Raw genomic sequence first — 23,680 nt, forward strand, 5'->3', positions numbered from 1 at the left:
TGTCACTGCACCGGGACGCCGTTCAGCTTGGCCCATGCGCGGGCCATGGCGATGCGCTCGGGGGTCGAAGGGTGGGAGGCATAGAGCACATATTCCACCGCATCCGGCGACAAGTCAGAAACATTGGTGACGGCCAGGCGCTTCTGCATGGCGACGAACGTGGCCGGATCGCGCGTGAGGTCGAGCGCGTGCAGGTCGGCCCTGGCCTCGATGTGCCGGCTGACCAGGTTCTGGGCGGGACCCATGATCAGCGAGCCGATGGTCATCAGCCCCATGATCGCGCCGACCGCGCGCGGGTCGCCGATCGACGTGACGCCCGTGCGGCGGCGTACCGGCTCGAAGACCAGGAACAGCAGCATGGCGCCCAGAGCGGCGCCCAGGGCGCCGATGAACGTGCCGTACAGGACGTCGTCGTGCTTGGCGTGGCCCAGCTCGTGCGCCACGACCAGCTCGACCTCCCGCATCGGGGCCTTGAGCAGCGTGTCGTAGACGACGATCCGGCGCGTGGCGCCGAAGCCGGACACGTACGCGTTGAGCGCCGTCGTCCTGCGCGAGGCGTCGGCGATCAGCACGTCCTCGACGGGCACGCCGTCGCGCTGGGCCATGGAGAGCAGGCTCACGCGGAGTGCGCCCTGCCGCATGGGCGTGAAGTCGTTGAACAGCGGCTCGAACACCACCGGATAGATGAACGACATCGCCACCGTCAGCACGAAGGCCCCGGCGGCGGCCGGGATCCACCAGCGCTTGATCCTGCGGGCCAGCGCCATGAGCACGAGCAGCATGAGGCAGAGGAGGAACGTCTCGACGCCGATGTTCTTGAGCCGGTCGCCGGCCCAGGACCCCCAGTCCTGGGTGGACAGGCCGTAGCCGCGCAGCGTCGTCTCGAACCAGATGCCGAGCGGCAGCTTGAGCAGCTCGACGATGACGGTGATGACGACGACGCCGAGCACCACCCGTACCCACCACGGGCCTTTGAGCCACCGCACGGCCTTCGCGCCGAGCGGGGTGGCCACGAGCAGCCCGGCGAGGACGAGCGTGAGCGCCAGCGACAGGTAGCTCGGCACGGTGGTGGCCGCGTCGAACGCCTCGGCCCTGGCGATCTGCGCGGCGGTGAAGTCACGCGCGGGGTCCGGCGGCCCGGAGGCGAGGAGGCGCCAGGGGATGCTGAAGGCGGCCACGGCCACGATGATCAGGCCGAGCACCACGGCCGCCACCGCCGCCTGCCGCCTCAGCCGCGTCTCGTCCGCGACCTCACGCGCCCCGTCCCCGTTCACCGACATCCCGTCCCCATGCCCCTGCCCCTCTTGAGCGTGAACGTCCACCGCCGCTCCTCCCCCTCACGCGAGCTGGTCCCGCACGTAGTCGCGCCACCGTGCGGTCAACGTGGCCGTGGACAGCCCGAGCGCGGCGAGCGCCCGATCGACGCCGGCTGCCCGGGCATCACGGTAGAGCCTCACCAGCGTCCCCTCACCGAACCGGTCAGCGAGGAAGCGACACGCCAGCCAGGCCTCCTGGTACGCCCGCGCGAGCCGTACGGGGTCCCGGCCGTCGGCCGCGAAAGCGGCAGGTCCGGGCAATTCCCCTGGCAACCGTCCGGAACGCACCTCGGCGGCGAGCTCGGCCGCGGCGGTCCTCACGGGGAGCCCGGAGTCGCGGTAGCCGACGTAGTCGGCGAATCCCTCGTAGAGCCAGACGGGCAGGTGGTCGGTGCCCGCCGCAACGTGGGTGAGCTCGTGAGCGAGCACGACGTCCTTGCCGGTGGAGTTGAGCTCGGCGAAGAGCTCGGGGACGACGATCACCCGGTCGCCGTCGGCCAGCGCGGCCAGCCCGTCGATCCTGCCCACCCCGGCCAGCCTGGCGGCCTCCGCGGCGGAGCCGGGAACGACGATCAGCGGTCGTACCGGCCGGCCGAGCACGCCCGATACCCGCTGTGCTGCCGCGTCGGCCCGGCGCGCGAGCTCGCTGAGCTCCCCTTCCGGAGCGTGGTGGCCGACGACGACGGAGCGCGCTCCGTGGACCAGGACCGCACCGTCACGCCACAGGTGGCGGGCCTCCTGCGGGAGGTTCGGCGCATCAGGGGTGGGGGCGGCGGAGGGAGCGAGGGCGAGGATCGCGATGGAGGCCACCGCGACCCGACGACTCATCCACCCCGACACGACGCCCGATCGTAGTCGGCCCACGGGAGACTTCAGTACAAAAGAACGAGCCCCGCCCGAAACGAGTTCGGGCGGGGGCTCGGTCAGCTGCCGGGACGGACGGCGCCGACGAAGGACGCCTTGCGCCATCTGCTCAGCTTGTCGATGCGTACCCGTTCGCCTGTCCGCGGCGAGTGGACCATCTTGCCCTTGCCGACGTACATGCCCACGTGGCCGAGCCCGCTGAAGAACATCAGGTCGCCCGGCTGGAGGTGCCGCCAGGAGATCTTGTTCTTGATGCGGACGAACTGGCTGCTCGCCACGCGCGGGATCTTCACGCCGGCCTTCTTCCAGGCGTACTGGACGAGGCCGGAGCAGTCAAACGAACCAGGGCCTGTGCCTCCGTACCGGTACGGATCACCGATCTGGTGCTTGGCCACGGCGACGGCCTTGCGGGCCTTGGACTTCTGCCGGGCGATCTTGACCGCCCTGAGCGTCGCGACTCTGGCCGACGTCGAGGTGCGGGCGGCCGTGACCGCCTTGGCCGTCGAAGCGGACGTGTTCGTCGCCGCCCGAGCCGTTGGGGCATGGAGGACCAGACCTCCGGCCGTCACGGTCATCGAGAGCGCTACGCCACTCAGGGCAAGGCGGGACAGACGGGGGTTATGCGGGGACGTAGACAGGATTTCTCCTTGTGACTTCCACGAACGCCTACCGGGTTAGCTGACGGGTTCGGGCCTGGAAGTAGCCCTACGGCGCGATTTCGCGCCGATTCACCCCTGATCCCTGGGGAACTGGGATCGCTGGGTCCCCGGCTCCGTGCCTCCTGGCTGCACGGATTCGGCAGGTCACCGCCCGATCAAGGATTCACATGGGGATGTGGGGCGGTGGCCGGCGGATCTTGAGCTGTCTCGCTTGCAAGCGGGACGACGCCAGAAGGTACGCGCAACCGTCAAAAATCGGCAAAGCGAGACATGGCCTGTAAAGATCAGATAAAGGGGGCTGTAAGGCGAAAAGCCCCTGCTGAAAGGCCAGGTTCCGTTATCGGAATGTGACACTGCTCACATTTGCTTTCACCCTGTTGTGTCAGGTCTCAAATGTCGCGTTTGTCACACTGGGATGGGAACGTTCCAAGAAGGATCTCCGGCAACGCCGGAGTCGTGGAAAGGGCGACTACGGGCGGACAGCGCCCACGAGGCCGCTGCCGTAAGAGGAGAGCTTGACGACCTTGACCACGTCCCCGGTCTGAGGCGCGTGGACGATCTGCCCGTTGCCGGCGTAAATGCTGACGTGGCCCAGTCCGTTGCTGAAGATGAGGTCGCCGGGCTGGAGGTCGTTCAAGGAGACCTTGCGGCTGGCCCCCCACGCCCACTGCTGCCACGTCGTACGCGGCAGCGACACGCCACCGGCGCGCCACGCCGCCTGGGTCAGGCCCGAGCAGTCCCAGCCGTTCGGTCCGGTGCCGCCGAAGACGTACGGCTTGCCGACCTGGGCGTAGGCGAATCGCAGGACGGCGGCGGCGTTGCCGGAGGCGGGGCCCGTGTACTTGATGCCGACGCTGCGTGGATTGCCGGGATTGTAGGCGTTCAGCTTGTCCAGCAGCTTCTTCTGCTGGCTGATCAGCTTCATGACCTCCGAGCGTTCCTTCTCGACGCCGTCCCGCTCCCTGTCGGCCGCCTCCAGCGCCTGCTCCGCCTTGTCGCGCTCCGCCTTCAGCCCGCGGTTCTCGCGATCGAACGCGGCCAGCTTCGCCGCCTCCTCCTTCGAGATCTGCCCGGCCAGTGTCAGCCCCGTCAGCAGGGCCGAGGGGTCGTCCGTGCTGATCAGGCCGGGCAAGGAGGTCGGGTCGGTGCCGAGCTTGTAGCCGTTGACGGCCATGTTGATCACTTGGGCGCGCAGGTCCGCGACGGTGGCCAGCTTGCGCTTGTAGCTGTCGTTCAGCTTCGTGTAAGCGCCCTTGGCTTCCTTGTAGCGCTCCGTGGCGGTGTTGTACCGGTCGACGACCTTGTCGGCCTTGTCGTTGAGCTTCTCGAGCTTGGCCTTGGCCTGCCGGAGCGTCGGCTTGGGATCAGCGAGGGCCGGACCCATCGGGGACAGGAGCAGCCCGAATGCGAGACCCGCGGCAACCGGCATCCTGCCAAACCTCACTGTGTCGCCTCCCAGGGATGATGTCTGGGGCGAAATAGTACAGAAGTGGCGGGTGAGGTCTCACCTAAAGCGGCAAATCGTGATGGAGGGCCGAGCTGGACCACCGGCCGGCCAGTCCGTAATCTAGGCCCGGCCCAGCCTGCGCAGCAGCAAGCCAGACGGAACGGGTCTGGCTCCCATCCGCCTGACGGACTCGGCCACCTCGCGGTCCGACGACACCACGGCGATGGCCCGGCCGGGCGGCTCGGCGCGGACGAGCTGGCGGATCAGGTCGTCCGCGATCTCCCCGGGCTCGCTGAACAGCACCCGCACCCCCCGGGGCGCCACCACCTGCACGGGGGCATTGAGCTCGGCCCCGTCGAACACCACGGTCACCTCGACCCTGGTCTGCGCCACCAGCCCGCCGAGGCCGGTCATCAGCCGGTTGCGCTGGTCGGCGAGGGTGAGCGTGCCGTAGCCGGTCTTGGTCACGTTGTAGCCGTCGATGATCAGGTGGACCTGCGGCAGGGCCAGGAGCTGGTCGAGGAGCTGCGGGTCGTCGTCGGCGAGGGCGCGCGCCGGGACCCCGCGCACGCCGGGCCGCTCGCCGGTGACGGCGGCGACCGAGTCGGCGGGCCGGCTGATCATCGTGGGTAGGGCCAGCTCCCTGCGCAGCCCGGCGGAGGCGTCCTGGAGCGCGTCGAGCAGCACCCTGACGCGGGCGTCCTCGATGCTCCTGCCCTCGCGGGCGGCCCGGCGCGAGGCCTCGAGCTGTTTCTCCACGTCCGCCAGGCGCTCGCGCAGCCGCCGCAGCTCGGACTCGCCCGAGGATGAGGCGGCGGAGGCGGCCGACCTGGCCTCCTCGGCCGCGTGCTCCATCTCCTCGGCATGGCGGACCGCGGCCTTGGCGCGCTCGCGGGCTTCGTGGAGCTTGCGCCGCAGGTCGGAGTTCTCCGCGCGGGCCGCCCTGATCTGCTCGCGCAGCCGGTCGGACTCCTCCTTGGCGGCGCTCTTCTGCGCGGCCAGCTGCTCGCGCAGCCGGGTGACCGCCTCCTCGCGCTCCGATCCCTCGGCCGCCGCCGCCGACTGCTCCAGGTCGGTGCGGGCGGCCTCGATCATCCCGGCCCAGCCGGGCGGCCGGGTGAGGTACGCGGCCGCGGCCACGAGCACGGGGTCGGCGGCGGGCGGCACGTTTCCCTCGGCCAGCGAGGCGACCAGCTCGGGCCAGCCGGCGGCCACCGACTCGGCCACCAGCTCCCGGAACTTCTTGTCGTTCTCCAGCTGCGCCGCGATGGGCGCGCTGCCGAGCTTGGCACGTTTTCGGGGGTCGAACTTGGCGATGCCGCGCAGCGGCGGAGGTATGGAGACAGCGGGCATCGTCCCGAGCACCTGAGAAGCCAGATCGACGACATTGAGCCGCACCTGCTCGGGAAGCGGGCGAGACAGGCCTTCACCCGCTGAACTCATCCCACTTGTCCCTTCGTGACATGCCCTTTCAGACAAGGGTACGGCTGCCGCGTACCTGACCGTAACGGTCACCCCTGTATGGACGAGCGCTTGGTTGGCGGTATACGACTGAGCCGGAGCCTGGGAGGCCGACCGTGACAGATGAGATCCGCACCTCCACCCGCGACCTGGAAGAGCTGCGCGAACGCCTGGCCGTCTGGCTGAGCGGCAGGGTCGGCGCACGTGCTTCGGTGTCCGAAGTGTCCAGGCCGTCCGAGAACGGCATGTCGAGCGAGACCCTGTTCTTCACCGCCACCTGGGGCGGAGGAGGAACGCGCTGCGTAGCCAGGCTCGCACCTGCGGTGGAGTCCGTTCCGGTGTTCCCCTCGTACGACCTGCGGGCGCAGTTCGGGATCATGCGCCTGGCCAGGGAAAAAGCTGGGATTCCAGCGCCCAGGGCCCTCTGGTACGAACCTGACCCCGGCCATCTCGGCACGCCGTTCCTCGTCATGGAGCGCGAGGACGGCGAGGTACCGCCGGACGTGATGCCGTACACGTTCGGGAGCTGGCTGCTGGACGCGGCGCCGGCGGACCGGCGCAGGCTGCAGGACTCCGCCGTGGCGGTCCTGGCGGCGCTGCACCAGGCCCGGTTCACGGCCGATGAGCTGGCTCCGTTGGGACCGGCCGGGCTGCGCGCGCACGTGGACGGACAGCGCGCCTACTACGCGTGGGCGCACGGCGAACGGCGGATCCCGCTGCTGGAGCGGGCTTTCCGTTGGCTGGAGCCGCACTGGCCGCACGAGCCCGGTCCGGACGTCCTGTGCTGGGGCGACGCCCGGATCGGGAACATGGTGTTCAGGGACTTCACCCCCGTCGCGGTGCTCGACTGGGAGATGGCCACCGTGGGCCCGCGCGAGCTGGACCTGTCCTGGATGATCTTCCTGCACCGCTTCTTCCAGGACCTCACCGTCGCCGCCGGCTTCCCCGGCATGCCGGACTTCATGCGCCGCGGCGACGTCTGCCAGAAATATCAAGAATTGACGGGGTACGAGCCCCGCGACATGGACTTCTACGAGATGTATGCCGCCCTCCGGCACGGCATCGTCATGGCCAGGGTGTGGCAGCGCCGGATCCACTTCGGCGAGCAGCCCGCGCCGGACGACCCCGACGACCTGGTGCTGCACCGGGCCACGATCGAGGAGCTGCTGGCGGGGTGACTACGTACCGGCGTCGTAGACCAGCAGCGCGACCTGGACCCGGTTGTTGAGGTCGAGCTTGGTGAGGATGCGCGAGACGTGCGCCTTGACCGTGGGCACGCTCATGTAGAGCTCGCGCGCGATCTCGGCGTTCGACCTGCCCTGCCCCACGGCCAGCGCCACCTCCCGCTCCCGCTCGCTGAGGCGGGCGAGCAGCTTCCTGGCCCGTTCGGTGCGCTCCCCCGCCCCGCCGTCGGACACGTGCGTGATGAGCTGGCGCGTCACCGCCGGAGAGAGGATCGGCTCCCCCGCGGCCACCTTCCTGATGGCCTGCACCAGGTCGCCGGGCGCGATGTCCTTCAGCAGGAACCCCGCCGCCCCCGCCCGCAGCGCCCGCAGCACCTGCGCGTCGGCGTGGAACGTGGTCAGCACCACCACCTCGGGCGGCGAGGACGTACGGCGCAGCGCCTCGGTGGCGGTGAGCCCGTCGACGCCGGGCATGCGGATGTCCATCAGCACCAGGTCGGGCCGGTGCTCGGCCACCAGCGGCGGCACCTCGGACCCGTCGCCGGCCTCGGCCACGATCTCGATGTCGGCCACGCCGCCCAGGATCATCGACAGCCCCGCCCGCACCATCGCGTCGTCGTCGACGATCAGCAGCCTGATCATGCGTCCTCCCGATCCTTCTCCACCGGCCACGGCAGCCATGCCCGTACCGCGAACTCGCCGTCCGGGGTCGCGCCGTGCTCCAGCCGTCCTCCGGCCAGCTCGGCCCGTTCCTTCAGCCCGATGAGCCCGGCCCCGGCGCCCGGAAGGCTCCGCCCGACGAGCCCGGCTCCCGCGCCAGGGAGGCGCAGCCCGTGGCGCGCCTCCAGAGGATTGCGCACCTCAGCCGACAGCCCCTCGCCCGGCGCCCCGGAGACCGACACCGTCACAGGCGCCCCGCCGGCGTGCTTGCGCGCGTTGGTCAGCGCCTCCTGGACGATGCGGTAGACGTTGCGGCCCAGCCCTTCCGGCGTGCCGCCGTCGGCCCGCAGGTCGAGCCGCACGTCCATGCCCGCGTGGCGGCACTCCTCGACCAGCGCGGGCAGGTCGGCGAGCGTGGGCTGCGGCCGGTCGGGCACCGGGTCGTCGCCGTCCGGGCGCGCGTGGCGCAGCACGCCGATCACCTCGCGCAGGTCCTGTAATGCCAGGTGGGCGTTGGTCCTGATGGCGCCCGCGGCCCTGGCGATCTCCTCGGCGGGCGCGTCCGGCCGGAACTCCAGCGCGCCCGCGTGCAGGCTCAGCATGGAGATGCGGTGCGCGAGCACGTCGTGCATCTCCCTGGCGATGCGCTCGCGTTCGAGCCGCTTGGCCTCCTCCGCGGCGCTGTCGGCGCGCTGCCGGAGCGACCAGATGAGCTGCCGCCTGGCCCTGACCACGACGCCCCACGCGAACACGGCCAGCACGATCGCCACGCCGAGCGCCGCGGCCATTGCCCGGTCCAGATCCTCCTGGGGCCGCAGCATGACGTACGGGACCAGGGTGACCAGGGAGAACAGCAGGATCGGCCCGGAGACCTTGAACGGCCGGTGCACCGCCACCGTGAACAGCCCCACGACCGAGGCCCCGCCCACCATCTCCAGGTAGGACGAGAGCAGGGTGGTCACCACCGCCAGCCCCACCGGCCATCTGCGCCGCAGCCACACCGCCACGCACGACAGCGCCCCCACCACCTGCTCCAGAGTCTGCAGCGGCTCCGGGTCGTCCTGGAGCTCCGGCAGGGTGATGAGCGTGATGCCGCACGCGAGCAGGAACATGACGATGTCGACGATCCAGTCGCGGGTCGAGCGGCGCACCCTGCGGCTCTCGCGCCCGTCGCCGAGCAGCACCGACGGCAGCGCCCACCGGTACTCGTCGGCGTGAGCGCCGTCCCCCCGCAGTCCCGTCACGCTCACCGAGGTTAGGCCCTGCCAAGGGTACGGCGACAGCGACCAAAGTCGATGCCGGCCGAGACCTACGGCCGACGCCGTGCCCGCGCCTCGGCGGCGACGCTTGGGACCCATGAAGGCTCTACTGACGGTGCTCGGCTGGCTGCTGCTCCTGCAAGGTCTGGGCGGCCTGCTGAACACCCTGTTCGGATGGTGGCGGTGGGCGCACGGACTGCTCGTGGTCAACCGGCTGCCGTTCCTGGAGGGGTACGAGGTGTTCGCGGCCATCGTGATCGGGGTGCTCGGGCTGGCGCTGCTGGCCGTGGCCGACTCCATGAAGAAGGCGGAGGGCGGACGATGACCGGGGTCGCGCAGGTGGGGCTGCGCCCGCCGCGTCACCAGGCCGATCCGCGGGCGGTCGCCTGGTGGACGGTGCAGTGGCTGATCATCCTGGTGCCGGTGGCGGTCGCGGCGGTGGCGGCGTACTGGATCTTCACCTCGCGGCCGGTCTGGCTGGGCGCGTGCGTGGGGGTCTTCGCCGCGGGGTGCGTGCTGCTGGCGCTCGTGGCGCCGCGCGCCTACTACCGGGTGGAGCGGTGGGAGGTCACCGACCAGGCGGTCTACACGCGCAAGGGGTGGCTGACCCACACCTGGCGGGTGGCGCCGATGTCGCGGATCCAACGGGTCGACACCGCGCGGGGGCCGGTGCAGCGACTGTTCGGGCTGGCCGACATCACGGTGACCACCGCCTCGTCGGCGGGGGCCGTCAAGATCGAGGCGCTGGACCACGAGATGGCGGCCGAGCTGGCCGAACGCCTGACCGCCATCACGCAGGCGACGCCGGGGGATGCGACGTGAACGCCTCTCACACCGGCGACGGGCGCGGCGCGTACGAGGCCGACGGGCGCGGCGCGTACAGGGCGTCCCTTGACGGCGGGGCGTCCCTTGACGGCAGGGCGGGCGGCGGCGGGAGCTGGCGGCGGCTGGCCGGGCGGAGCCTGTGGGCGTCCGGGGTGAAGTCGCTGGCGATCGTGGCGGGGGTGGTGGCGGCGCTGGTGCGCTTCCTCGTCGGCGAGGACTGGCCGACCGGCGGCGTCGTGGCGGTCTGCGCGGCGGCCGCGGTGCTGGTCGTTGCCGCCGTGGTGGCGTACGACGCGGCCAGGCTCCGCACCACCCGCTGGCGGCTCACCCCCGAACGCCTCGAACTGCGCTCGGGCATCACCGTGCGCCAGCACCGCTCGATCCCCCTCGACCGGGTACGCAGCGTGGACCTGAGGGCCGATCCGGCGCTGCGGTTCTTCGGCCTGACCGTGGTCAAGGTCGGCACCGGTGAGCACTCGGCCGAGGGCACCGACCTGAAGCTCGACCCGCTGACCAGGCACGAGGCGGAGTCCCTGCGCCGTGCTCTGCTGCGCCAGGGCGAGGAACCCGCTCCCGGCGACGGGCCGCTGGTGGAGCTGCGCTGGTCGTGGATCAGGTACGCGCCGCTGTCGGTGTGGACGTTCGCCGGGACCGCGCTGGTGCTCGGGGGCCTCTACAAGGCACTCGACCAGTTCGGGAGCGAGGGCGTCATCACCCGGGCGGCGACCGGCCTGTGGGACTGGGTGGCGGCACGGCCGCTGGTGGCGGTCCCGCTGCTCCTCGCCGTGAACGCGGCCGCCGGCGCCCTCGGCGCCGTCCTGCTGTTCGCCGAGTCGTGGGGCCGTTACCGGCTCGAACGCGAGCCAGGCCGGCTCCGGCTCCGCCGCGGCCTGCTGACCACGCGTTCCCTGACGCTGGAGGAGCGCCGGCTGCGCGGCGTGGAGATCAGCGAGCCGCTGCTGCTCCGGCTGGGCGGCGGGGCGCGCGTCAAGACCATCGCCACCGGGCTCGGCAAGGCGGCGGAGAACGAGACGGAGGACGTCGCCGCCCTCACCCCGCCACTCCCCCGAGCCGTGGCCTGGCAGCTTGCCGCCAAGATCGCCGATACTCCGGACGTGTCCAGAAGCGGCGCGAGCGGGGCGGGTGTGGGCGCGTTGGCGGCGCACCCGGCGGCGGCCAGGCGGAGGCGGGTGGTGCGGGCGCTGGTGACTGGCGGCGTGCTGACCGCGGTCGCCGGGGCGGTGTCCTGGCTGGTCCCGTGGTCCTGGGTGCGGGTCTCGGTCTGGGCGGTGCCGGTGGTGGCGCTGGCGTTCGGGATGTGGGCGGCCGTGGAGGGCGCCAGGAGCCTCGGGCACGCGCTGGGCGGCCGTCATCTCCTCACCAGGCAGGGCGCGGTGGTACGGCACACCGTCGCACTCGACCGCAAGGGCATCTCGGGCTGGACGATCAGCGAGTCGTTCTTCCAGCGCCGCTCGGGCCTGCTCACCGTCTCCGCCGTCACCGCCGCGGGCGAGGGACACTACGACGTGGTGGACGTGGGCCGCGCCGACGGCCTGGAGCTGGCGGCTCGAGCCGTCCCAGGCCTGCTCGAGCCGTTCCTGGTCCGCGAAAAGGCGTGGGAAAACCAGTGAGCCGCGTGATCCCCCCGGCTTGCCCATGCCCCTGTACTGGACAAACCCGATCCCGCGGCTCAGGTCTTGCAGGACATAACGGTATTTGGGCCACTTGCAACCGAGTTGCAGCTCCATTAACTGTTGACGCGGGTGAACGCACAGGGTGATGGTCCCCGCGTGGTGCCTGGACCGGCGCTTGGCTGCCGAGTCCTCAGTTGCCGCGCGGGCGGGCGTACGATCATCGAAGACCTCACCCTCGAGCCGGCGCCGGCCGAGCGCGTGGCACTGATGGGGCCGTCGGGATCAGGCAAGACGACGCTCGCCGGGCTCCTCCCGCCCGCCGCAGGGCGGGTCCTGGTCAGGGGCGTGCCCCTGGACGAGCAGCCGGACCTGCGCGCCGAGGTACGGGCTGCTGAGCGTCTCTGATCAGCTTGGCGATCCCAGCCAACCACACCCCGGGCAGATGGCCCATTTCCACCCTGCGAGGGCGGGTGTGTCGGGGGCTTTGCGGTGCCGCAGTGGTGTCAGGCAGTGTGGGCAGTGCTTGGAGGTGTTCCTGGCCGGGACAGTCACCACGGCAATGTCGATCTCGGCGGCCAAGTCGCACCAGCCGACCCGCTCGGCCGGCGCCCCCGCAGACACCGCCTCGCCCGTCCGCTCCTCCACCCCACCACGCACCAGCGTGTGGGCACACGCCGTCCGCGCGATCCGGCGCGCCGAGTCGACAACAATCCGAAACGCCCGCACGCCTGAGCCGCCATGATGATGGGAATCCCCTGGATAAGCCGGTGAGCCTACTCACCGGCCCCAGAACGCCGAGGTCGTGCTCCGGACGACCGGGCACCGGAACAGGTGATCACGGTCCCCGCGGGAACCCTGGCGGGCCTGCTGGCCGGACTCCTGGCGGCCAGGGCGGCACTGGGCGGCACTGGGGCGGATCCCGCAGTTCGCCGAGCCCCCGGTCACGCCGCCGCTGCCGCACGAGATCGCGGCCGTGCCCGTCGCGGCAGTCGTCGGCGTCGCGCTGCTGATCAGCCTGCCGGCCGTCGTGCTGGTGTCGGAGGCGCTGCTGCGTGGCATCCACGTGGAGCGCCTCCGCGACGCCCCTGCCTAGCTGCCCGCCGGCTGCTTGGTGAGCTGGGCCAGGTACGCCCTGGCCAGGGTGAGCACCCCGTCCATCGCCTCCTTCTGGGGCATGAGCTGGACCTTGGGCGAGTTCTGTGGCTCGCCCTCAGGCCGCTGGTGGCCGGAGAAGTCGATGACGACCACGACCGAGCCCTTGCGCATCACCACCGTGCCGGTGGAGGCGGAGACGTCGCTGTGCCGGTTCGTGACGAACTGCTGGTACGCGTCGTCGCCCAGCCCCTTGACCTCGATCAGCTTGCCCCAGGAGATGCCGCCCATCGACGACTTCTCCGTGGTCTTGTTGCGGCCGTACTCGTTGGCGTAGAAGCCCTTGGCCGCGGTTGGGTCGGCCGCGCCCGCCCGGTTGGTGAACCGGTGCACGGTGATCAGCGCGCTGCGGATCTTCTTGACGCCCTTGCCGTCGCCGGGCAGGTCGAGGTTGAGCCAGCGGCACTCGGTCTGGGCGTCGTTGCCGACCTCGGTGCCGCGCGCCCGGGTGGTGGGCTTGGGCACCAGCCGCGTGGCCACCTCGGTCACGGCGCCGCAGTCGCCCGGGAACGCCGCCAGCACGGTCGGCGAGGGCGTCGGGCGCGCGCTCGGCGTGGTCGTCGCCTTCGACGGCTCCGGCTTGGCCAGCACGTCGGGATGCTGCGCCTGCCAGGCCGCCACGCCCTTGGCGAACTGCCCGACCAGGCCGCTCACCTCACGGATGGCGTTCTCCTCGTTGATCGACTTGGTGCCGTCGTTGGACAGGATCTGCGCGTCCTTGCGCTGCTGCCCGGCCTGGAACTTGACCCGGATCGTCATGTCGCCGACCCGGGCGTGGGCCTCGCCGTAGGAGTACCACAGCAGCTTTTCGTCCCGCCGCCAGGTGTACTGCGCGAACGCGCCCTCGCCGACGCCCGGGATGTCCTTGAGCGGCGAGATGTACTCCTTCTCGTCGGGGTCGAGCGAGGGCTTGGCGGTCTCGTTGTACTTGCCGCCCTGGTATTCGACCTCGTACGAGTTCTGCGCCATGGCCCGGCCGGTCTTGGCGCCGTCGCCCTTGTGCTGCTCGATCCGTACGTCGATCTCCCTGCTACGCCAGAACTCGCCGAACGAGATGCGCTGGTTCATCCAGTCGCAGGTGAAGACGACCGTGTTGTCGTTGTCCTCGGACCGCTTGGAGACGGTCGCGTCGGGCACGAGGCGGTCGGCCTCCTCCTTGGGCAGCATGGCGCACACGTCGGGGCCCGCCGCCGCGGCGGGGGCGGCCTGCGACGGCGCGGCGCTCCGGGCCGTGGGCGGCTTGGAGGTGCCGGAGACCTTCTGGACCACGATGTAGGCCCCCACCCCGCCCGCCGCGACCAGTACGACGAGGGCGGCGGCGATCGTGGGCAGCAGCCAGGCGGGCCGCCGCGGCGGCGCGGGTGGCGGTGGCGGCGGCGGCGGGGGTGGCATCGGCGGCAGCGTCGGGGGCTGGGTCGGCGGCCCGAACTGCCTTCCCGGCACCTGGTAAGGGGTGGTCGGCGGCTGCCACTCGCTACCGGGATTCACCTGGACTCCTGGGGTTGCCCTGACTTGCGGGGAAACAGCCTAGTCACACCCCTTGCAACGCGCTTGCAGTTCTGCCGCTTGACTGGCTCACTCGGCCAGTTTCGCGGAGATCAGCCGGGCAGCGGCGAGAGCCGGCTCCTTGTCCACGGGCTTCGTGACCGGCACGTCCTCACGCCGCCAGACCACCTCGCCGAGCAGGTTGCTCATGCGGAAGAGCACGGTGGTGTCGGAGAAACCCACGGTGTTGCTGGTCATGGCTGCCTTGAAGTTGTTCTGGGTGATCGCCGCCTCCCCGACGCCCGGAAGGTCGTTGACCTGACCGCGGGAGGCGCGCAGCACCGTGCCCTTCGCCGCGGCGCGGCTCGCCTTCTCGCTGGCGAAGCGGCGCTGCGCCACCTGGGGGCCGCTGAGGCCGCCGTCGGGCTGCTCCGCCCAGGTGCGTACGACGAGGCGATAGTCGCTCAACGAGCCCCGGCTGAGCAGCCACTGGCACTCCCCCGGCCTGGTGAGCGTGCGCTCGGGCTTGCCCTTCACGAGCTGAGCGGCCTGGGCGTCGCTGAGCAGCGTGCAGGGATCGGGAGCCGTCGCGAACCTGCCCGTCTCGGGCCCGCTCCTGAGCGCGCCCGTGGCATACCAGCCGCCCGCGCCCAGCGCCACGACCGCGGCGAGCACCGCGGGCACCGGCCACCACCGGCGGTGGCGAACCGGAGCGGGCCCCGCCAGGGCGCCGAGCGCCTGGCGGACCTGGGCCGCCGTGGGGCGGCCGGCCGGGTCCTTCCTCAGCATGGCCATGAGCAGGCCGCCGAACTCGCGGCCCGCTCTCGTCGGGAACGGCGGCTCGTGCAGCAGCACCGCCGCCGCGACCGCCGCGGACAGCTCCCGCTCGAACGGCGCGCGCCCCTCCACCGCGGTGTAGAGGCTGGCGCCGAGCGACCACAGGTCGGACGACGGGCCGGCGGGCTCCTCGTTGAGCCGCTCGGGAGCCATGTAGCCGGGCGAGCCCGCGAAGCCGAACCTGCCGCCCTGCCCGCCCATCTGCGTCGCGATGCCGAAGTCGGTGAGCATGGCCGAGCCGTCGGCGTCGAGCAGGATGTTCGCCGGCTTGACGTCCTGGTGGAGCATGCCGTGGGCGTGGGCCGCCTCCAGCGCCGAGAGCACCCGCAGCCCGATCGCGGCCACGTGGCCGGGCGGCAGCGGACCCCGCTCCTTGATCACCTTGTCCAGCGAGCGGCCGGTGACCAGGTCCATGATGATCCACGGCTGGCCGCCCTCCAGGACGACGTCGTGCACGAGCACGATCGCCGGGTCGCGCAGCCGGCCCGCCGACCTGGCCTCGTGGATCGCGATGTCGGCGAACTCGGCCCGCTGGGGCGGCGTCAGCCCCTCCGGGACGCGTACCTGCTTGACCGCGACCTGGCGGTCGAGGATCTCGTCGATGGCCCGCCACACCGTGCCCGCGCCGCCCTGCCCGAGCCGCTCGATCAGGCGGTAGCGGCCGGCCAGCAGGTAGAGCTCATCGGGCATTGCGCAGCACCTGCTCGCTCGCCTGCGCCGCCTTCAGCGCCGTCTGCCTGATCTCCTCGTCCGTCGGCTTGTCGGCGAGCGTGGAGTAGTCGACGGCGACCACCAGGTTGGCCAGCCGGTAGAAGACGTACGCGGTGTGGACGCGGCCGGTGGAGCCCATCAGCTCGAACCCGAACGCCTCCTCGCCCACGCCGGTGACCTGGTGGACCGGGGTGCGCCTGGCCTGCTGCGTGTTCTTCACGCCGATCTCTGGCCAGGTCCAGTCGACGGTGTCGTACCTGGTCCACCAGCGTTTCTGGCTCTCGAAGAGCGTGTGGGCCGAGGCCGCGGTCATCGACCAGGGGTCGACGGTGTCGGAGTCCTTCTGCACCTGCAGGTCCACCCCGGTGTTGGTGACCGGCCAGCCGCACTTGGGGCCCTCGTCGCCGCTGCTCGGCTGCCCCTTCGGCGGCTGCTGCATGCGCAGCAGCCTGCCCACGTCCTGCTGAGTGAGCAGCGTGCACACGTCCATGGGCACGGTGAACGCGTCCGCCCGGTCCCGCAGGACGAGGAAGGCGGTCGTGCCGCCCGCGCCGAGGACCAGCGCCGACACGGCCGCGATCCAGAGCGCGGCCCTGCCGCCGCGCCGGCCGACCTTGCCCGGCGCGGTGACGTCGTGGTTGACCGGCAGCGGCGGCGCCTGGCCGCCCGCGGCCACCTGCCTGAGCGCCTGCACGACCACCCGCGGGTCAGGGCGGGCGGCCGGCTGGTGCGCCATCATGGCCGACAGCAGCGGCCCGAGAGGCCCTGGAGCGACCGGTACGGGCTCCGTCAGCGTCGCCCGCACCCGCCGGCCCGCCGACCCCTCGTAGGCCGGCGCGCCCGTCAGCGCGACGTACAGCGTGGCGCCGAGCGACCACAGGTCGCTGGCCGGGCCGCCGGGCTCGCCGGCCAGCCGCTCGGGCGCGATGAACCCCGGCGAGCCGATCATCAGGCCCTGCTCGGTGAGCGTGGCCTGGCCCTCCTGCCTGGCGATGCCGAAGTCGGTGAGCACCACCCGGCCGCTCTCGGTCACGAACACGTTGCCCGGCTTGACGTCGCGGTGCTGCAGCCCCTGCGCGTGCGCCGCCATCAACGCCTCCAGCACGTCGGCGCCGACGCGCGCGGCATAATCAGCCGGCATGGGTCCGAACTCGCGCACCGTCTCGCCGAGCGTGCGGCCCCGTAGCAGCTCCATGACCAGCCAAGGGCGATCGTTCTCCACGACCACGTCGTGCAGCGCCACGATGCCGGGATGGCGCAGGCGCGCGGTGGCCTGCGCCTCGCGCACGGCCCGCTTCACCGAGTCGGAGCGTTCCTTGGGCGACATGCCCTCGGCCAGCGTGAGCTCCTTGACCGCGACATCGCGGTCAAGCATCTCATCCCTGGCCAGCCACACCTTTCCCATGCCACCCGCGCCTAGAGGGCGCATCAGGGCATAGCGGCCGGCAAGTCTTCCCGCGGACATACACGGAAGGGTAACTAAGGATCAAGAGGGATGGTTATTCGTTCCTGTCGGTCCCCCTCTCTATGGTCTTGGATCGTGGACGCGGTTCAAGGCACTCTCGACGAGCTCGGCACTCCGCTGAGCGACGTCACGTTCGTCGTGTTCGACCTCGAGACCACCGGCGGCGCCCCGTCCGACGACGCCATCACCGAGATCGGCGCGGTCAAGGTGCGGGCGGGCGAGGTGCTCGGCGAGTTCTCCACGCTGGTCGACCCCGGCGGGCCGATCCCGCCGTTCATCTCCGTGCTGACCGGCATCACCGACGCCATGGTCATGGCGGCGCCGCGGATCGAGGCGGTGCTGCCGAGCTTTCTCGAGTTCATCCGCGGGGCCACGCTGGTGGCCCACAACGCCGGCTTCGACACGCGCTTCGTCAAGGCCGCCTGCGCCGCCCACGGCTATCCCCCGCCCGCCAATCCGGTCGTCGACACCGTCGACCTGGCCCGCCGGGTGCTGACCCGCGACGAGGTGCCCAACGCCAAGCTGGCGACGCTGGCCAGGTTCTTCCGCACCGCCACCGAGCCGTGCCACCGCGCCCTGGAGGACGCCAGGGCCACCGTCGAGGTGCTCCACGGGCTGATCGAGCGGGCCGGGTCGTTCCAGGTGCACACGCTCGAAGAGCTCAAGTCGTTCGTCCGCGCCCCCACGCCCGAGCAGCAGCGCAAGCGCCACCTGGCCGAGTCCGTCCCGCACGCCCCCGGGGTCTACTTCTTCGAGGACGAGCGCGGCGAGGTGCTCTACATCGGCAAGAGCACCAACCTGCGCAACCGCGTACGCTCCTACTTCACGGCGAGCGAGACCCGCCCGCGCATCCGCGAGATGATCGGCATCGCCGAGCGGGTGCGCCACATCGTCTGCTCGACCGCCCTGGAGGCGGAGGTCAGGGAGCTGCGCCTGATCGGCGGCGCCAAGCCCCGCTACAACCGCCGCTCCCGCTTCCCCGAGAAGGTGCTCTGGCTCAAGCTGACCACCGAGGTGTTCCCGCGCCTGTCGATCGTCCGCGAGGTCAAGGATGACGGGGCCACCTACCTCGGCCCCTTCACCAGCGCCCGCCTGGCCGACGACGCCCGCATCGCCCTGCACGAGGCGGTCCCGCTGCGCCAGTGCACCCAGCCGGTCTCGCTGCGCACCCAGCGGGCGGCCTGCGTGCTGCACGAGATGGGCCGCTGTGGCGCGCCCTGCGCGGGCAAGGAGAGCCAGGAGGAATACGCGCTCCACGTGGAGAGCGCGCGCCGGGCCATGACGCTCGACGCCTCGCTCGTCTTCACCGCCGTGTCGGCCCGCATGGAGCGGCTGTCGGTGGAGCAGCGCTACGAGGAGGCGTCGGTCGACCGCGACCGGCTGGCCTCCTTCGTCCGCACGGCGGCCCGCATGCAGCGCCTGAGCGCCATCACGCGCATCCCGCAGTTAGTGGCCGCCAGCCCGGCCTTCGGCGGCGGCTGGGACATCCACGTCATCCGGTACGGGCGGCTCGCGGCGGCCGGGGTCATGCCCAAGGGCGCCCATCCGACCCCTTTCGTGGCCTCCCTGACGGCCACCGCCGAGGCCGTCATCCCGGGGCCCGGCCCGGTCCACGCCGCGAGCGCCGAGGAGACCGAGTGCATCCTGCGCTGGCTGGAGTCGCCCGGGGTCCGGCTGGTGGAGGTGGACGGCGAGTGGAGCCTGCCCGCCTGGGGCGCCGCCCGCCACAAGGCCCGCATCGACCTGGCGTACCGGCACCTCGATCAGGGGCGCAACCGGGAGGGGCGGCCCCTGAGGTGAAACGATAGAGTTGATCCATGGTCACGGCTATCGTCCACATCAATGCAGAGGTAGACCGGATCCCGGAGGTCGCCCAGACGATCGCCGAGATCGAAGGGGTCAGCGAGGTCTACTCCATCACCGGCGACTACGACCTGCTGGCGATGGTGCGGGTGGCCGCCTATGAGGAGATCGCCGAGGTGGTGCCCGGGCGGATCAACAAGGTCGCCGGGGTGCTGCACACGGAGACGCACATCGCGTTCCGCGCGTACTCCAAGCACGACCTGGACGCCGCCTTCTCGATCGGCTTCCCCGAGGCCGACTGACCCGCCTCCCGCCCTCTCACCGCGCGCGCGGGCTGCCGTCCTTCCGAGGACGTCGCGGTGGCGTTCGACCACGGAGCAGGCCAAGAATGCGCGTCGTCACGGCGAGCGACCCGTGAGCCTTCACGACCGGCCATGACAGGCGGCATCGGTCTACGGCGCGTGCGGGCAACCCGGCGCAGCCGTAAAAGACCACCAGACAGAAAGAGGGCCCGGACGGAGAGATCCGTCCGGGCCCGATTTCCGAAGAGCATCAATGAGTCAGACTATGGTCGTCGCCACCGGTGCCGATGGCGGCGTGCTCCTCCTCGTGCCCGTGCCCGTGCCCGTCGTCCAGCGGGATCTTCTCCCCGCCGTACGCCTTCGACATGCGAGCGCGCAGCTTGCCGAGCGGGCCGCGCATGCCCTTCGGCGGGATGCCCGCGGCGTCCTCGGCCACCGGCAGCATCGCCACCGGCTCCTTGCCGCGCACGTGAGCCTCGATGTCGTCCGCCTGCACCGTGTGGACCTCGATGAACTCACCGTGCGGAAGCCGCTTGATGACGCCGGACTCCACGCCGTGCGAGACGACCGCGGCGTCGGAGCGCTGCAGGCCGAGGCACATGCGGTAGGTGATCAGGTACGCCAGCGCCGGCGCCACGAAGATCAGCACCCGGCCGGCGTAGGTCGTCCAGTTGAGGCTGACGTGGAAGTTCGCCGAGATCTCGTCGTTGGCGCCGAGCAGCCAGAGCACGCCGTAGAACGTGATGGCCGCCATGCCGATCGAGGTGCGGTGCGGGTTGTTGCGCGGGCGGTCGGCGATGTGGTGCTCGCGGTGGTCGCCCGTCACCCAGCGTTCGAGGAACGGATAGAGCGCGAGCCCGGTCATGATGATGCCCATCGGCACCAGAGCCGGGATGATCACGCTCAACGGCAGGGTGCCCGCATGGGAGGTGCCGAAGAGGTTGATCTCCCACGGCACCATGATGCGCAGCGCGCCCTCGAGGAAGCCCATGTAGAAGTCGGGCTGCGAACCGGCCGAGATGTCGGCGGGCGTGTAGGGGCCGAACAACCAGATCGGGTTGATCTGGGTGAACGTCGCCAGCCCCGCCACCGTGGCGAGCGTGAACAGGAAGTACGCCCCCGCCTTGGCCATGAAGGCCGGGTAGAACGGCGCGCCCACCACGTTCTTGTTGTCGCGTCCCTTGCCCGGCATCTGGGTGTGCTTCTGCACCCACATGAGCACCATGTGCGCCGAGATCAGCGCCAGCAGGATGCCCGGGATGAGCAGGATGTGCAGCGAGTAGAACCGGGAGATGACCGCCTCACCCGGATATTCCCCGCCGAACAGGAAGAACGTGATGTACGTACCGACCAGCGGCAGCGAGATCGCCACACCCTCGGTGATCCGCAGACCGGCGCCGGACAGCAGGTCGTCGGGGAGCGAGTAGCCGGTCAGGCCCTCGGCGAGCGCCAGCGTCAGCAGCAGTACGCCGATGATCCAGTTGAGCTCGCGCGGCTTGCGGTAGGCGCCCGTGAAGAACACCCGCAGCATGTGGACCATCATGCCGGCCACGAACATCAGGGCCGCCCAGTGGTGCATCTGCCGGATCAGCAGACCACCCCGGACGTCGAAGCTGATCTCCAGCGACGACGCGTAGGCCTCCGACATCATCACGCCCTTGAGCGGCGCGTACGAGCCGTCGTAGGCGACTTCCATCATGCTCGGCTTGAACCAGAACGTCAGGAACGTACCGGTCAGCAGCAGGATGACGAACGAGTAGAGCGCGATCTCACCCAGCAGGAACGACCAGTGGTCCGGGAAGATCTTGCGCAGGTTGCGCTTGAGGAAGTTGGCCCCGCCGAGGCGGTCGTCGAGGAACGTCGACGGCCCCGCGATGCCCTTGGGAACGGCATTGAGCTCACTCATGCCTGGCCTCCCTTCTCCCTGGCCGCCCGCTCGGCGTCACCGCGTTCCCAGTAGCTGGGGCCGACCGGCACCTCGAAGTCTCCCTTGGCGATGAGGTAGCCCTCGGAGTCGACGGTGATGGGCAGCTGCGGCAGCGGCCGGGCGGCCGGGCCGAAGATGACCTTGGCACCGTCTGCCGCGTCGAACGTCGACTGGTGGCAGGGGCAGAGAATGTGGTGGGTGGTCTGCTCGTAGAGGGCGGCAGGGCAGCCCACGTGCGTGCAGATCTTGGAGTACGCCACGATGCCGTCGTGCGTCCAGTTCTGCCGGACGCCGCTCTTGATCTCCTCCGGGCGGAACTTGATCAGGATCAGCGTGGCCTTGGCGAGGGCGTTGAGGTCGTGCTGGTAGCCCTCGGGGACGACCGACAGGATGCCGCCGGGCGAGTTGAAGTCGGCGGCCCGGATCGGCTGGCCGGTGCCCTCGACGACGAGCCTGAGCGGCTTGCCGTCCTTCGTCTTCTCTCCCCAGACCGTGTGGCGCAGCATCTTGTTGAACTTGGCGCCGGGCATCTTGCTGTTGTCGAGGTCGCGCAGCAGCACCAGCGGCACCAGGCCGAGCGGCGCGGCGGCCAGCAGCAGCGTGCGGCGCAGCAGCTTGCGCTTGACGAAGCCGCTCTCGTTGGCGCCCTGGACGAACGTGTCGGCCACGACCTCGCGGTCGTCCTCCTCGGAGGCCATCACGTGGCGCTCCTGGACCAGGGAGTACTTCGGCATGATCTGGCGGACCCAGATCACGATGCCGACCGCCAGCCCCAGGACCGCCAGCGTCAGCGTGCTGCCCAGCGCGAAGTTGGACACTCCGGTCTTCTCGGGGCTGCCGACCTGGAAGACCACGTAGGAGATGATGAACGCGATGCCCGCGAGGAACGTGATCGTGAAGCAGAGCGCCACGATCTTCTCGGCCTTGCGGGCCTTGCTCTCATCGGGCAGCGTGACGCCCGGGACTTCCCTCTCGACGTCCGCCGCTTCGACGGTGCCGAGCATCGAGGTGCCCGGCGCGGGGGTGCCGATGACGCGCTTGGGAACGCGCTCATCGGGCTGCTCGATCTCGTGCTCGTTCTCTGTCATGACTTCTGTCGCTTCTTCGCGGTGATCCAGATGGCGGCGAGTGCGAGGACGCTCAGGCCCGCGATCCACGCTACGAGACCCTCGGTGACCGGGCCGATGCGCCCCAGGCCGAAACCGCCCGGGTCCTTCTGCTCGCGGACCTGGGTGATGTAGGCGATCATGCTGCGCTTCTCTTCAGGCGTGATCGTCGAGTCGTTGAAGACCGGCATCGCCTGCGGGCCGGTGACCATCGCCTCGTAGATCTGCGTGGGGGTCGCCGAGTTGAGGTTGGGCGCGTACTTGCCCTGCGTGAGGGCGCCGCCGGCGCCGGCCCAGTTGTGACACTGGATGCAGTTGGCGCGGAACAGCTCGCCGCCCTTGCCCGCGTCGCCGAGCTTGGCGTCGACCTGCTCCGAGGCGGGGACCTGCGGGCCGCCGCCGAGGGACTGGACGTAGGCGCCGATCTGCCTGATCTTCGTCTCGTCGACCCAGGGGGCCAGCGGCTTGCGCGGAGCCTGCGGGCCGGGGTTGGCGGCGGGCATGCGGCCGGTGCTCATCTGGAAGTCGACGGCCGCAGCGCCGACGCCGACGAGCGTGGGCGCCGTCGAGGTGCCCTGCGCGTTCATGCCGTGGCAGCTGGAGCAGTGCTGAACGAACAGGCTCCTGCCCTCGGCCACGTCATCGACCTTGCCGGACGCCAGTGCCGCGTCGGCAGGCTTACCCGCCTGGACAAAGGCGGCGTATACCATCCCGACCAGCGCCAACGCCAAAATCAGGACGGCATATCTCGCGAGGGGATGCCGCCGCCAAGCGGTGATCCTAGTCACTAGAGATCCCGTTCCTTAACGAATGATGTAGATGGTCGAGAAGAGACCAATCCAGACGACGTCTACGAAGTGCCAGTAGTAAGACACGACGATCGCGCTGGTGGCCTGCTCATGCGTGAAGCGCTTCGCGGCGTACGTGCGTCCCAGCATGAACAGGAACGCGAAAAGGCCACCGGTCACGTGCAGGCCATGGAAGCCCGTCGTCAGGTAGAACACCGAGGTGTAGGCGTTAGCGGACAGGGTCGCGCCCTCTGACGCCAGCTCGCCGTACTCGTACAGCTGCCCGGCCACGAAGACCGCGCCCATGAGGAAGCTGACGATGTACCAGAAGCGGAGCTTTTGGACCTGCCCCTTCTCTGCGGCCCACACACCGAGCTGGCACGTCACACTCGACAGAACCAGGATGATCGTGTTGGCCGTCGCGAACGGGATGTTCAGGTGAGCGCCCTCAGCGACCTCGAGGCCCGCCTTGTGCAGCGCGGGCCCCCAGACGAGGCCGTTGCCCTCGCTCACCGACCGGATGGTGAAGTACATCGCGAACAGCGCCGCGAAGAACATGAGCTCGGAGGACAGCCAGACGATCGTACCGACGCTGACCAGATTGGGTCGGCGGTACGACTGTGCTGTCGTCGTCGAAGTTATTGCGGATGCTGTCGCCACGGGCAGCATTATTGCGGCTTCAGTGGTCGGTCCCGCGCACGACCCCCCGGTTAGCAGGTGCAAACCGGGAAGCAACCTGGGAAAATCGCCCCAAAACCCCCTGTCAGGCACGGTGGCCTGGGAATGCACACCGGC

Annotated in this window: 21 protein-coding genes and 1 riboswitch; of the genes, 7 read left to right on the top strand and 14 right to left on the bottom strand. The window is 70.6% G+C overall.

Going from position 1 to position 23,680, the window contains the following annotated elements; genetic code table 11:
- Positions 1–2 precede the first annotated feature (2 nt).
- The 5 genes from AB0J64_RS14275 to AB0J64_RS14295 all read right to left on the bottom strand — a co-directional run bounded on the left by AB0J64_RS14275 (position 3) and on the right by AB0J64_RS14295 (position 5,729).
- A complete protein-coding gene (locus tag AB0J64_RS14275; protein WP_364025837.1) occupies positions 3–1,322 on the bottom strand; it encodes a M48 family metallopeptidase in 1,320 nt (439 codons plus the stop codon).
- Positions 1,323–1,337: 15 nt separating this feature from the next.
- Positions 1,338–2,144, bottom strand: a complete 807-nt coding sequence (locus tag AB0J64_RS14280) for a hypothetical protein (protein ID WP_364025840.1) — start codon at positions 2,142–2,144, stop codon at positions 1,338–1,340.
- 95 nt (positions 2,145–2,239) lie between these two features.
- Positions 2,240–2,755 (bottom strand): C40 family peptidase, encoded by a 516-nt coding sequence (locus AB0J64_RS14285; protein WP_364025843.1) that lies wholly within the window; start codon positions 2,753–2,755, stop codon positions 2,240–2,242.
- 73 nt (positions 2,756–2,828) lie between these two features.
- Positions 2,829–2,991, bottom strand: a riboswitch (cyclic di-AMP (ydaO/yuaA leader).
- A 317-nt stretch (positions 2,992–3,308) separates the two neighbouring features.
- A complete protein-coding gene (locus tag AB0J64_RS14290) occupies positions 3,309–4,268 on the bottom strand; it encodes an NlpC/P60 family protein (RefSeq protein WP_364025846.1) in 960 nt (319 codons plus the stop codon).
- 138 nt (positions 4,269–4,406) lie between these two features.
- Positions 4,407–5,729, bottom strand: a complete 1,323-nt coding sequence (locus AB0J64_RS14295; RefSeq protein ID WP_364025849.1) for an NYN domain-containing protein — start codon at positions 5,727–5,729, stop codon at positions 4,407–4,409.
- Positions 5,730–5,863: 134 nt separating this feature from the next.
- On the opposite strand from AB0J64_RS14295, the gene AB0J64_RS14300 reads away from it, so the two are divergent.
- Positions 5,864–6,925 (top strand): phosphotransferase family protein, encoded by a 1,062-nt coding sequence (locus AB0J64_RS14300; RefSeq protein ID WP_364025852.1) that lies wholly within the window; start codon positions 5,864–5,866, stop codon positions 6,923–6,925.
- Here the strand turns inward: AB0J64_RS14300 and AB0J64_RS14305 are convergent, their stop codons facing one another.
- On the bottom strand, positions 6,926–7,573 hold the full coding sequence (locus tag AB0J64_RS14305; RefSeq protein ID WP_364025855.1) for a response regulator transcription factor: 648 nt from the start codon (positions 7,571–7,573) through the stop codon (positions 6,926–6,928). It lies immediately after the preceding gene.
- A complete protein-coding gene (locus AB0J64_RS14310) occupies positions 7,570–8,835 on the bottom strand; it encodes a histidine kinase (RefSeq protein WP_364025858.1) in 1,266 nt (421 codons plus the stop codon). Before AB0J64_RS14310 ends, AB0J64_RS14305 begins: the two co-directional genes overlap by 4 nt.
- Before the next feature lie 112 nt (positions 8,836–8,947).
- Between AB0J64_RS14310 and AB0J64_RS14315 the strand changes: the two genes are divergently transcribed.
- From AB0J64_RS14315 to AB0J64_RS14330, 4 genes are all read left to right on the top strand, one after another.
- A complete protein-coding gene (locus AB0J64_RS14315) occupies positions 8,948–9,175 on the top strand; it encodes a hypothetical protein (protein WP_364025861.1) in 228 nt (75 codons plus the stop codon).
- Positions 9,172–9,672, top strand: coding sequence for a PH domain-containing protein (locus AB0J64_RS14320; RefSeq protein WP_364025864.1), 501 nt, complete (start codon positions 9,172–9,174; stop codon positions 9,670–9,672). Before AB0J64_RS14315 ends, AB0J64_RS14320 begins: the two co-directional genes overlap by 4 nt.
- Positions 9,669–11,306, top strand: coding sequence for a PH domain-containing protein (locus AB0J64_RS14325; RefSeq protein WP_364025867.1), 1,638 nt, complete (start codon positions 9,669–9,671; stop codon positions 11,304–11,306). The genes AB0J64_RS14320 and AB0J64_RS14325 overlap by 4 nt, the downstream gene beginning before the upstream one ends.
- Before the next feature lie 159 nt (positions 11,307–11,465).
- Complete coding sequence (locus AB0J64_RS14330; protein WP_364025870.1) at positions 11,466–11,714, top strand: ATP-binding cassette domain-containing protein; 249 nt, start codon at positions 11,466–11,468, stop codon at positions 11,712–11,714.
- A gap of 684 nt (positions 11,715–12,398) precedes the next feature.
- Here the strand turns inward: AB0J64_RS14330 and AB0J64_RS14335 are convergent.
- The 3 genes from AB0J64_RS14335 to AB0J64_RS14345 all read right to left on the bottom strand — a co-directional run bounded on the left by AB0J64_RS14335 (position 12,399) and on the right by AB0J64_RS14345 (position 16,959).
- A complete protein-coding gene (locus AB0J64_RS14335) occupies positions 12,399–13,949 on the bottom strand; it encodes a hypothetical protein (RefSeq protein ID WP_364025873.1) in 1,551 nt (516 codons plus the stop codon).
- A gap of 87 nt (positions 13,950–14,036) precedes the next feature.
- Entirely contained in the window at positions 14,037–15,473 is a 1,437-nt protein-coding gene (locus AB0J64_RS14340; protein ID WP_364025876.1) for a serine/threonine-protein kinase, read from the bottom strand.
- Positions 15,463–16,959, bottom strand: coding sequence for a serine/threonine-protein kinase (locus AB0J64_RS14345; protein WP_364025879.1), 1,497 nt, complete (start codon positions 16,957–16,959; stop codon positions 15,463–15,465). The genes AB0J64_RS14340 and AB0J64_RS14345 overlap by 11 nt, the downstream gene beginning before the upstream one ends.
- 75 nt (positions 16,960–17,034) lie before the next feature.
- Here AB0J64_RS14345 and AB0J64_RS14350 point away from each other — a divergent pair, with 75 nt between their 5' ends.
- Together AB0J64_RS14350 and AB0J64_RS14355 are read left to right on the top strand one after the other, a co-directional pair.
- Positions 17,035–18,759 (top strand): DEDD exonuclease domain-containing protein, encoded by a 1,725-nt coding sequence (locus AB0J64_RS14350; protein WP_364025882.1) that lies wholly within the window; start codon positions 17,035–17,037, stop codon positions 18,757–18,759.
- Between the two features lie 17 nt (positions 18,760–18,776).
- Positions 18,777–19,064: an Lrp/AsnC ligand binding domain-containing protein gene (locus AB0J64_RS14355; RefSeq protein WP_344985341.1), complete on the top strand. Its 288-nt coding sequence runs from the start codon at positions 18,777–18,779 to the stop codon at positions 19,062–19,064.
- A gap of 250 nt (positions 19,065–19,314) precedes the next feature.
- Here AB0J64_RS14355 and AB0J64_RS14360 read toward each other — a convergent pair whose 3' ends face one another.
- From AB0J64_RS14360 to AB0J64_RS14375, 4 genes are read right to left on the bottom strand one after another with little or no spacing between them, the layout of a single operon-like run.
- Complete coding sequence (locus AB0J64_RS14360) at positions 19,315–20,970, bottom strand: ubiquinol-cytochrome c reductase cytochrome b subunit (RefSeq protein ID WP_364025885.1); 1,656 nt, start codon at positions 20,968–20,970, stop codon at positions 19,315–19,317.
- Positions 20,967–22,079: a Rieske 2Fe-2S domain-containing protein gene (locus AB0J64_RS14365; protein ID WP_364025888.1), complete on the bottom strand. Its 1,113-nt coding sequence runs from the start codon at positions 22,077–22,079 to the stop codon at positions 20,967–20,969. Before AB0J64_RS14365 ends, AB0J64_RS14360 begins: the two co-directional genes overlap by 4 nt.
- On the bottom strand, positions 22,076–22,885 hold the full coding sequence (locus AB0J64_RS14370; RefSeq protein ID WP_364025891.1) for a c-type cytochrome: 810 nt from the start codon (positions 22,883–22,885) through the stop codon (positions 22,076–22,078). The genes AB0J64_RS14365 and AB0J64_RS14370 overlap by 4 nt, the downstream gene beginning before the upstream one ends.
- A gap of 15 nt (positions 22,886–22,900) precedes the next feature.
- Positions 22,901–23,554, bottom strand: a complete 654-nt coding sequence (locus AB0J64_RS14375) for a heme-copper oxidase subunit III (RefSeq protein WP_344985347.1) — start codon at positions 23,552–23,554, stop codon at positions 22,901–22,903.
- Between the last annotated feature and the right edge of the window lie 126 nt (positions 23,555–23,680).

This window comes from Nonomuraea sp. NPDC049695 (assembly GCF_040674955.1).
GTDB lineage: Bacteria > Actinomycetota > Actinomycetes > Streptosporangiales > Streptosporangiaceae > Nonomuraea > Nonomuraea helvata.

Coding starts and splice junctions, on each gene's coding strand:
- AB0J64_RS14280 (WP_364025840.1), bottom strand. CDS start 2,144: ATGAGTCGTCGGGTCGCGGTGGCCTCCATCGCGATCCTCGCCCTCGCT.
- AB0J64_RS14285 (WP_364025843.1), bottom strand. CDS start 2,755: ATGACCGTGACGGCCGGAGGTCTGGTCCTCCATGCCCCAACGGCTCGG.
- AB0J64_RS14290 (WP_364025846.1), bottom strand. CDS start 4,268: ATGCCGGTTGCCGCGGGTCTCGCATTCGGGCTGCTCCTGTCCCCGATG.
- AB0J64_RS14295 (WP_364025849.1), bottom strand. CDS start 5,729: ATGAGTTCAGCGGGTGAAGGCCTGTCTCGCCCGCTTCCCGAGCAGGTG.
- AB0J64_RS14305 (WP_364025855.1), bottom strand. CDS start 7,573: ATGATCAGGCTGCTGATCGTCGACGACGACGCGATGGTGCGGGCGGGG.
- AB0J64_RS14315 (WP_364025861.1), top strand. CDS start 8,948: ATGAAGGCTCTACTGACGGTGCTCGGCTGGCTGCTGCTCCTGCAAGGT.
- AB0J64_RS14320 (WP_364025864.1), top strand. CDS start 9,172: ATGACCGGGGTCGCGCAGGTGGGGCTGCGCCCGCCGCGTCACCAGGCC.
- AB0J64_RS14340 (WP_364025876.1), bottom strand. CDS start 15,473: ATGCCCGATGAGCTCTACCTGCTGGCCGGCCGCTACCGCCTGATCGAG.
- AB0J64_RS14345 (WP_364025879.1), bottom strand. CDS start 16,959: ATGTCCGCGGGAAGACTTGCCGGCCGCTATGCCCTGATGCGCCCTCTA.
- AB0J64_RS14355 (WP_344985341.1), top strand. CDS start 18,777: ATGGTCACGGCTATCGTCCACATCAATGCAGAGGTAGACCGGATCCCG.
- AB0J64_RS14360 (WP_364025885.1), bottom strand. CDS start 20,970: ATGAGTGAGCTCAATGCCGTTCCCAAGGGCATCGCGGGGCCGTCGACG.
- AB0J64_RS14365 (WP_364025888.1), bottom strand. CDS start 22,079: ATGACAGAGAACGAGCACGAGATCGAGCAGCCCGATGAGCGCGTTCCC.
- AB0J64_RS14375 (WP_344985347.1), bottom strand. CDS start 23,554: ATGCTGCCCGTGGCGACAGCATCCGCAATAACTTCGACGACGACAGCA.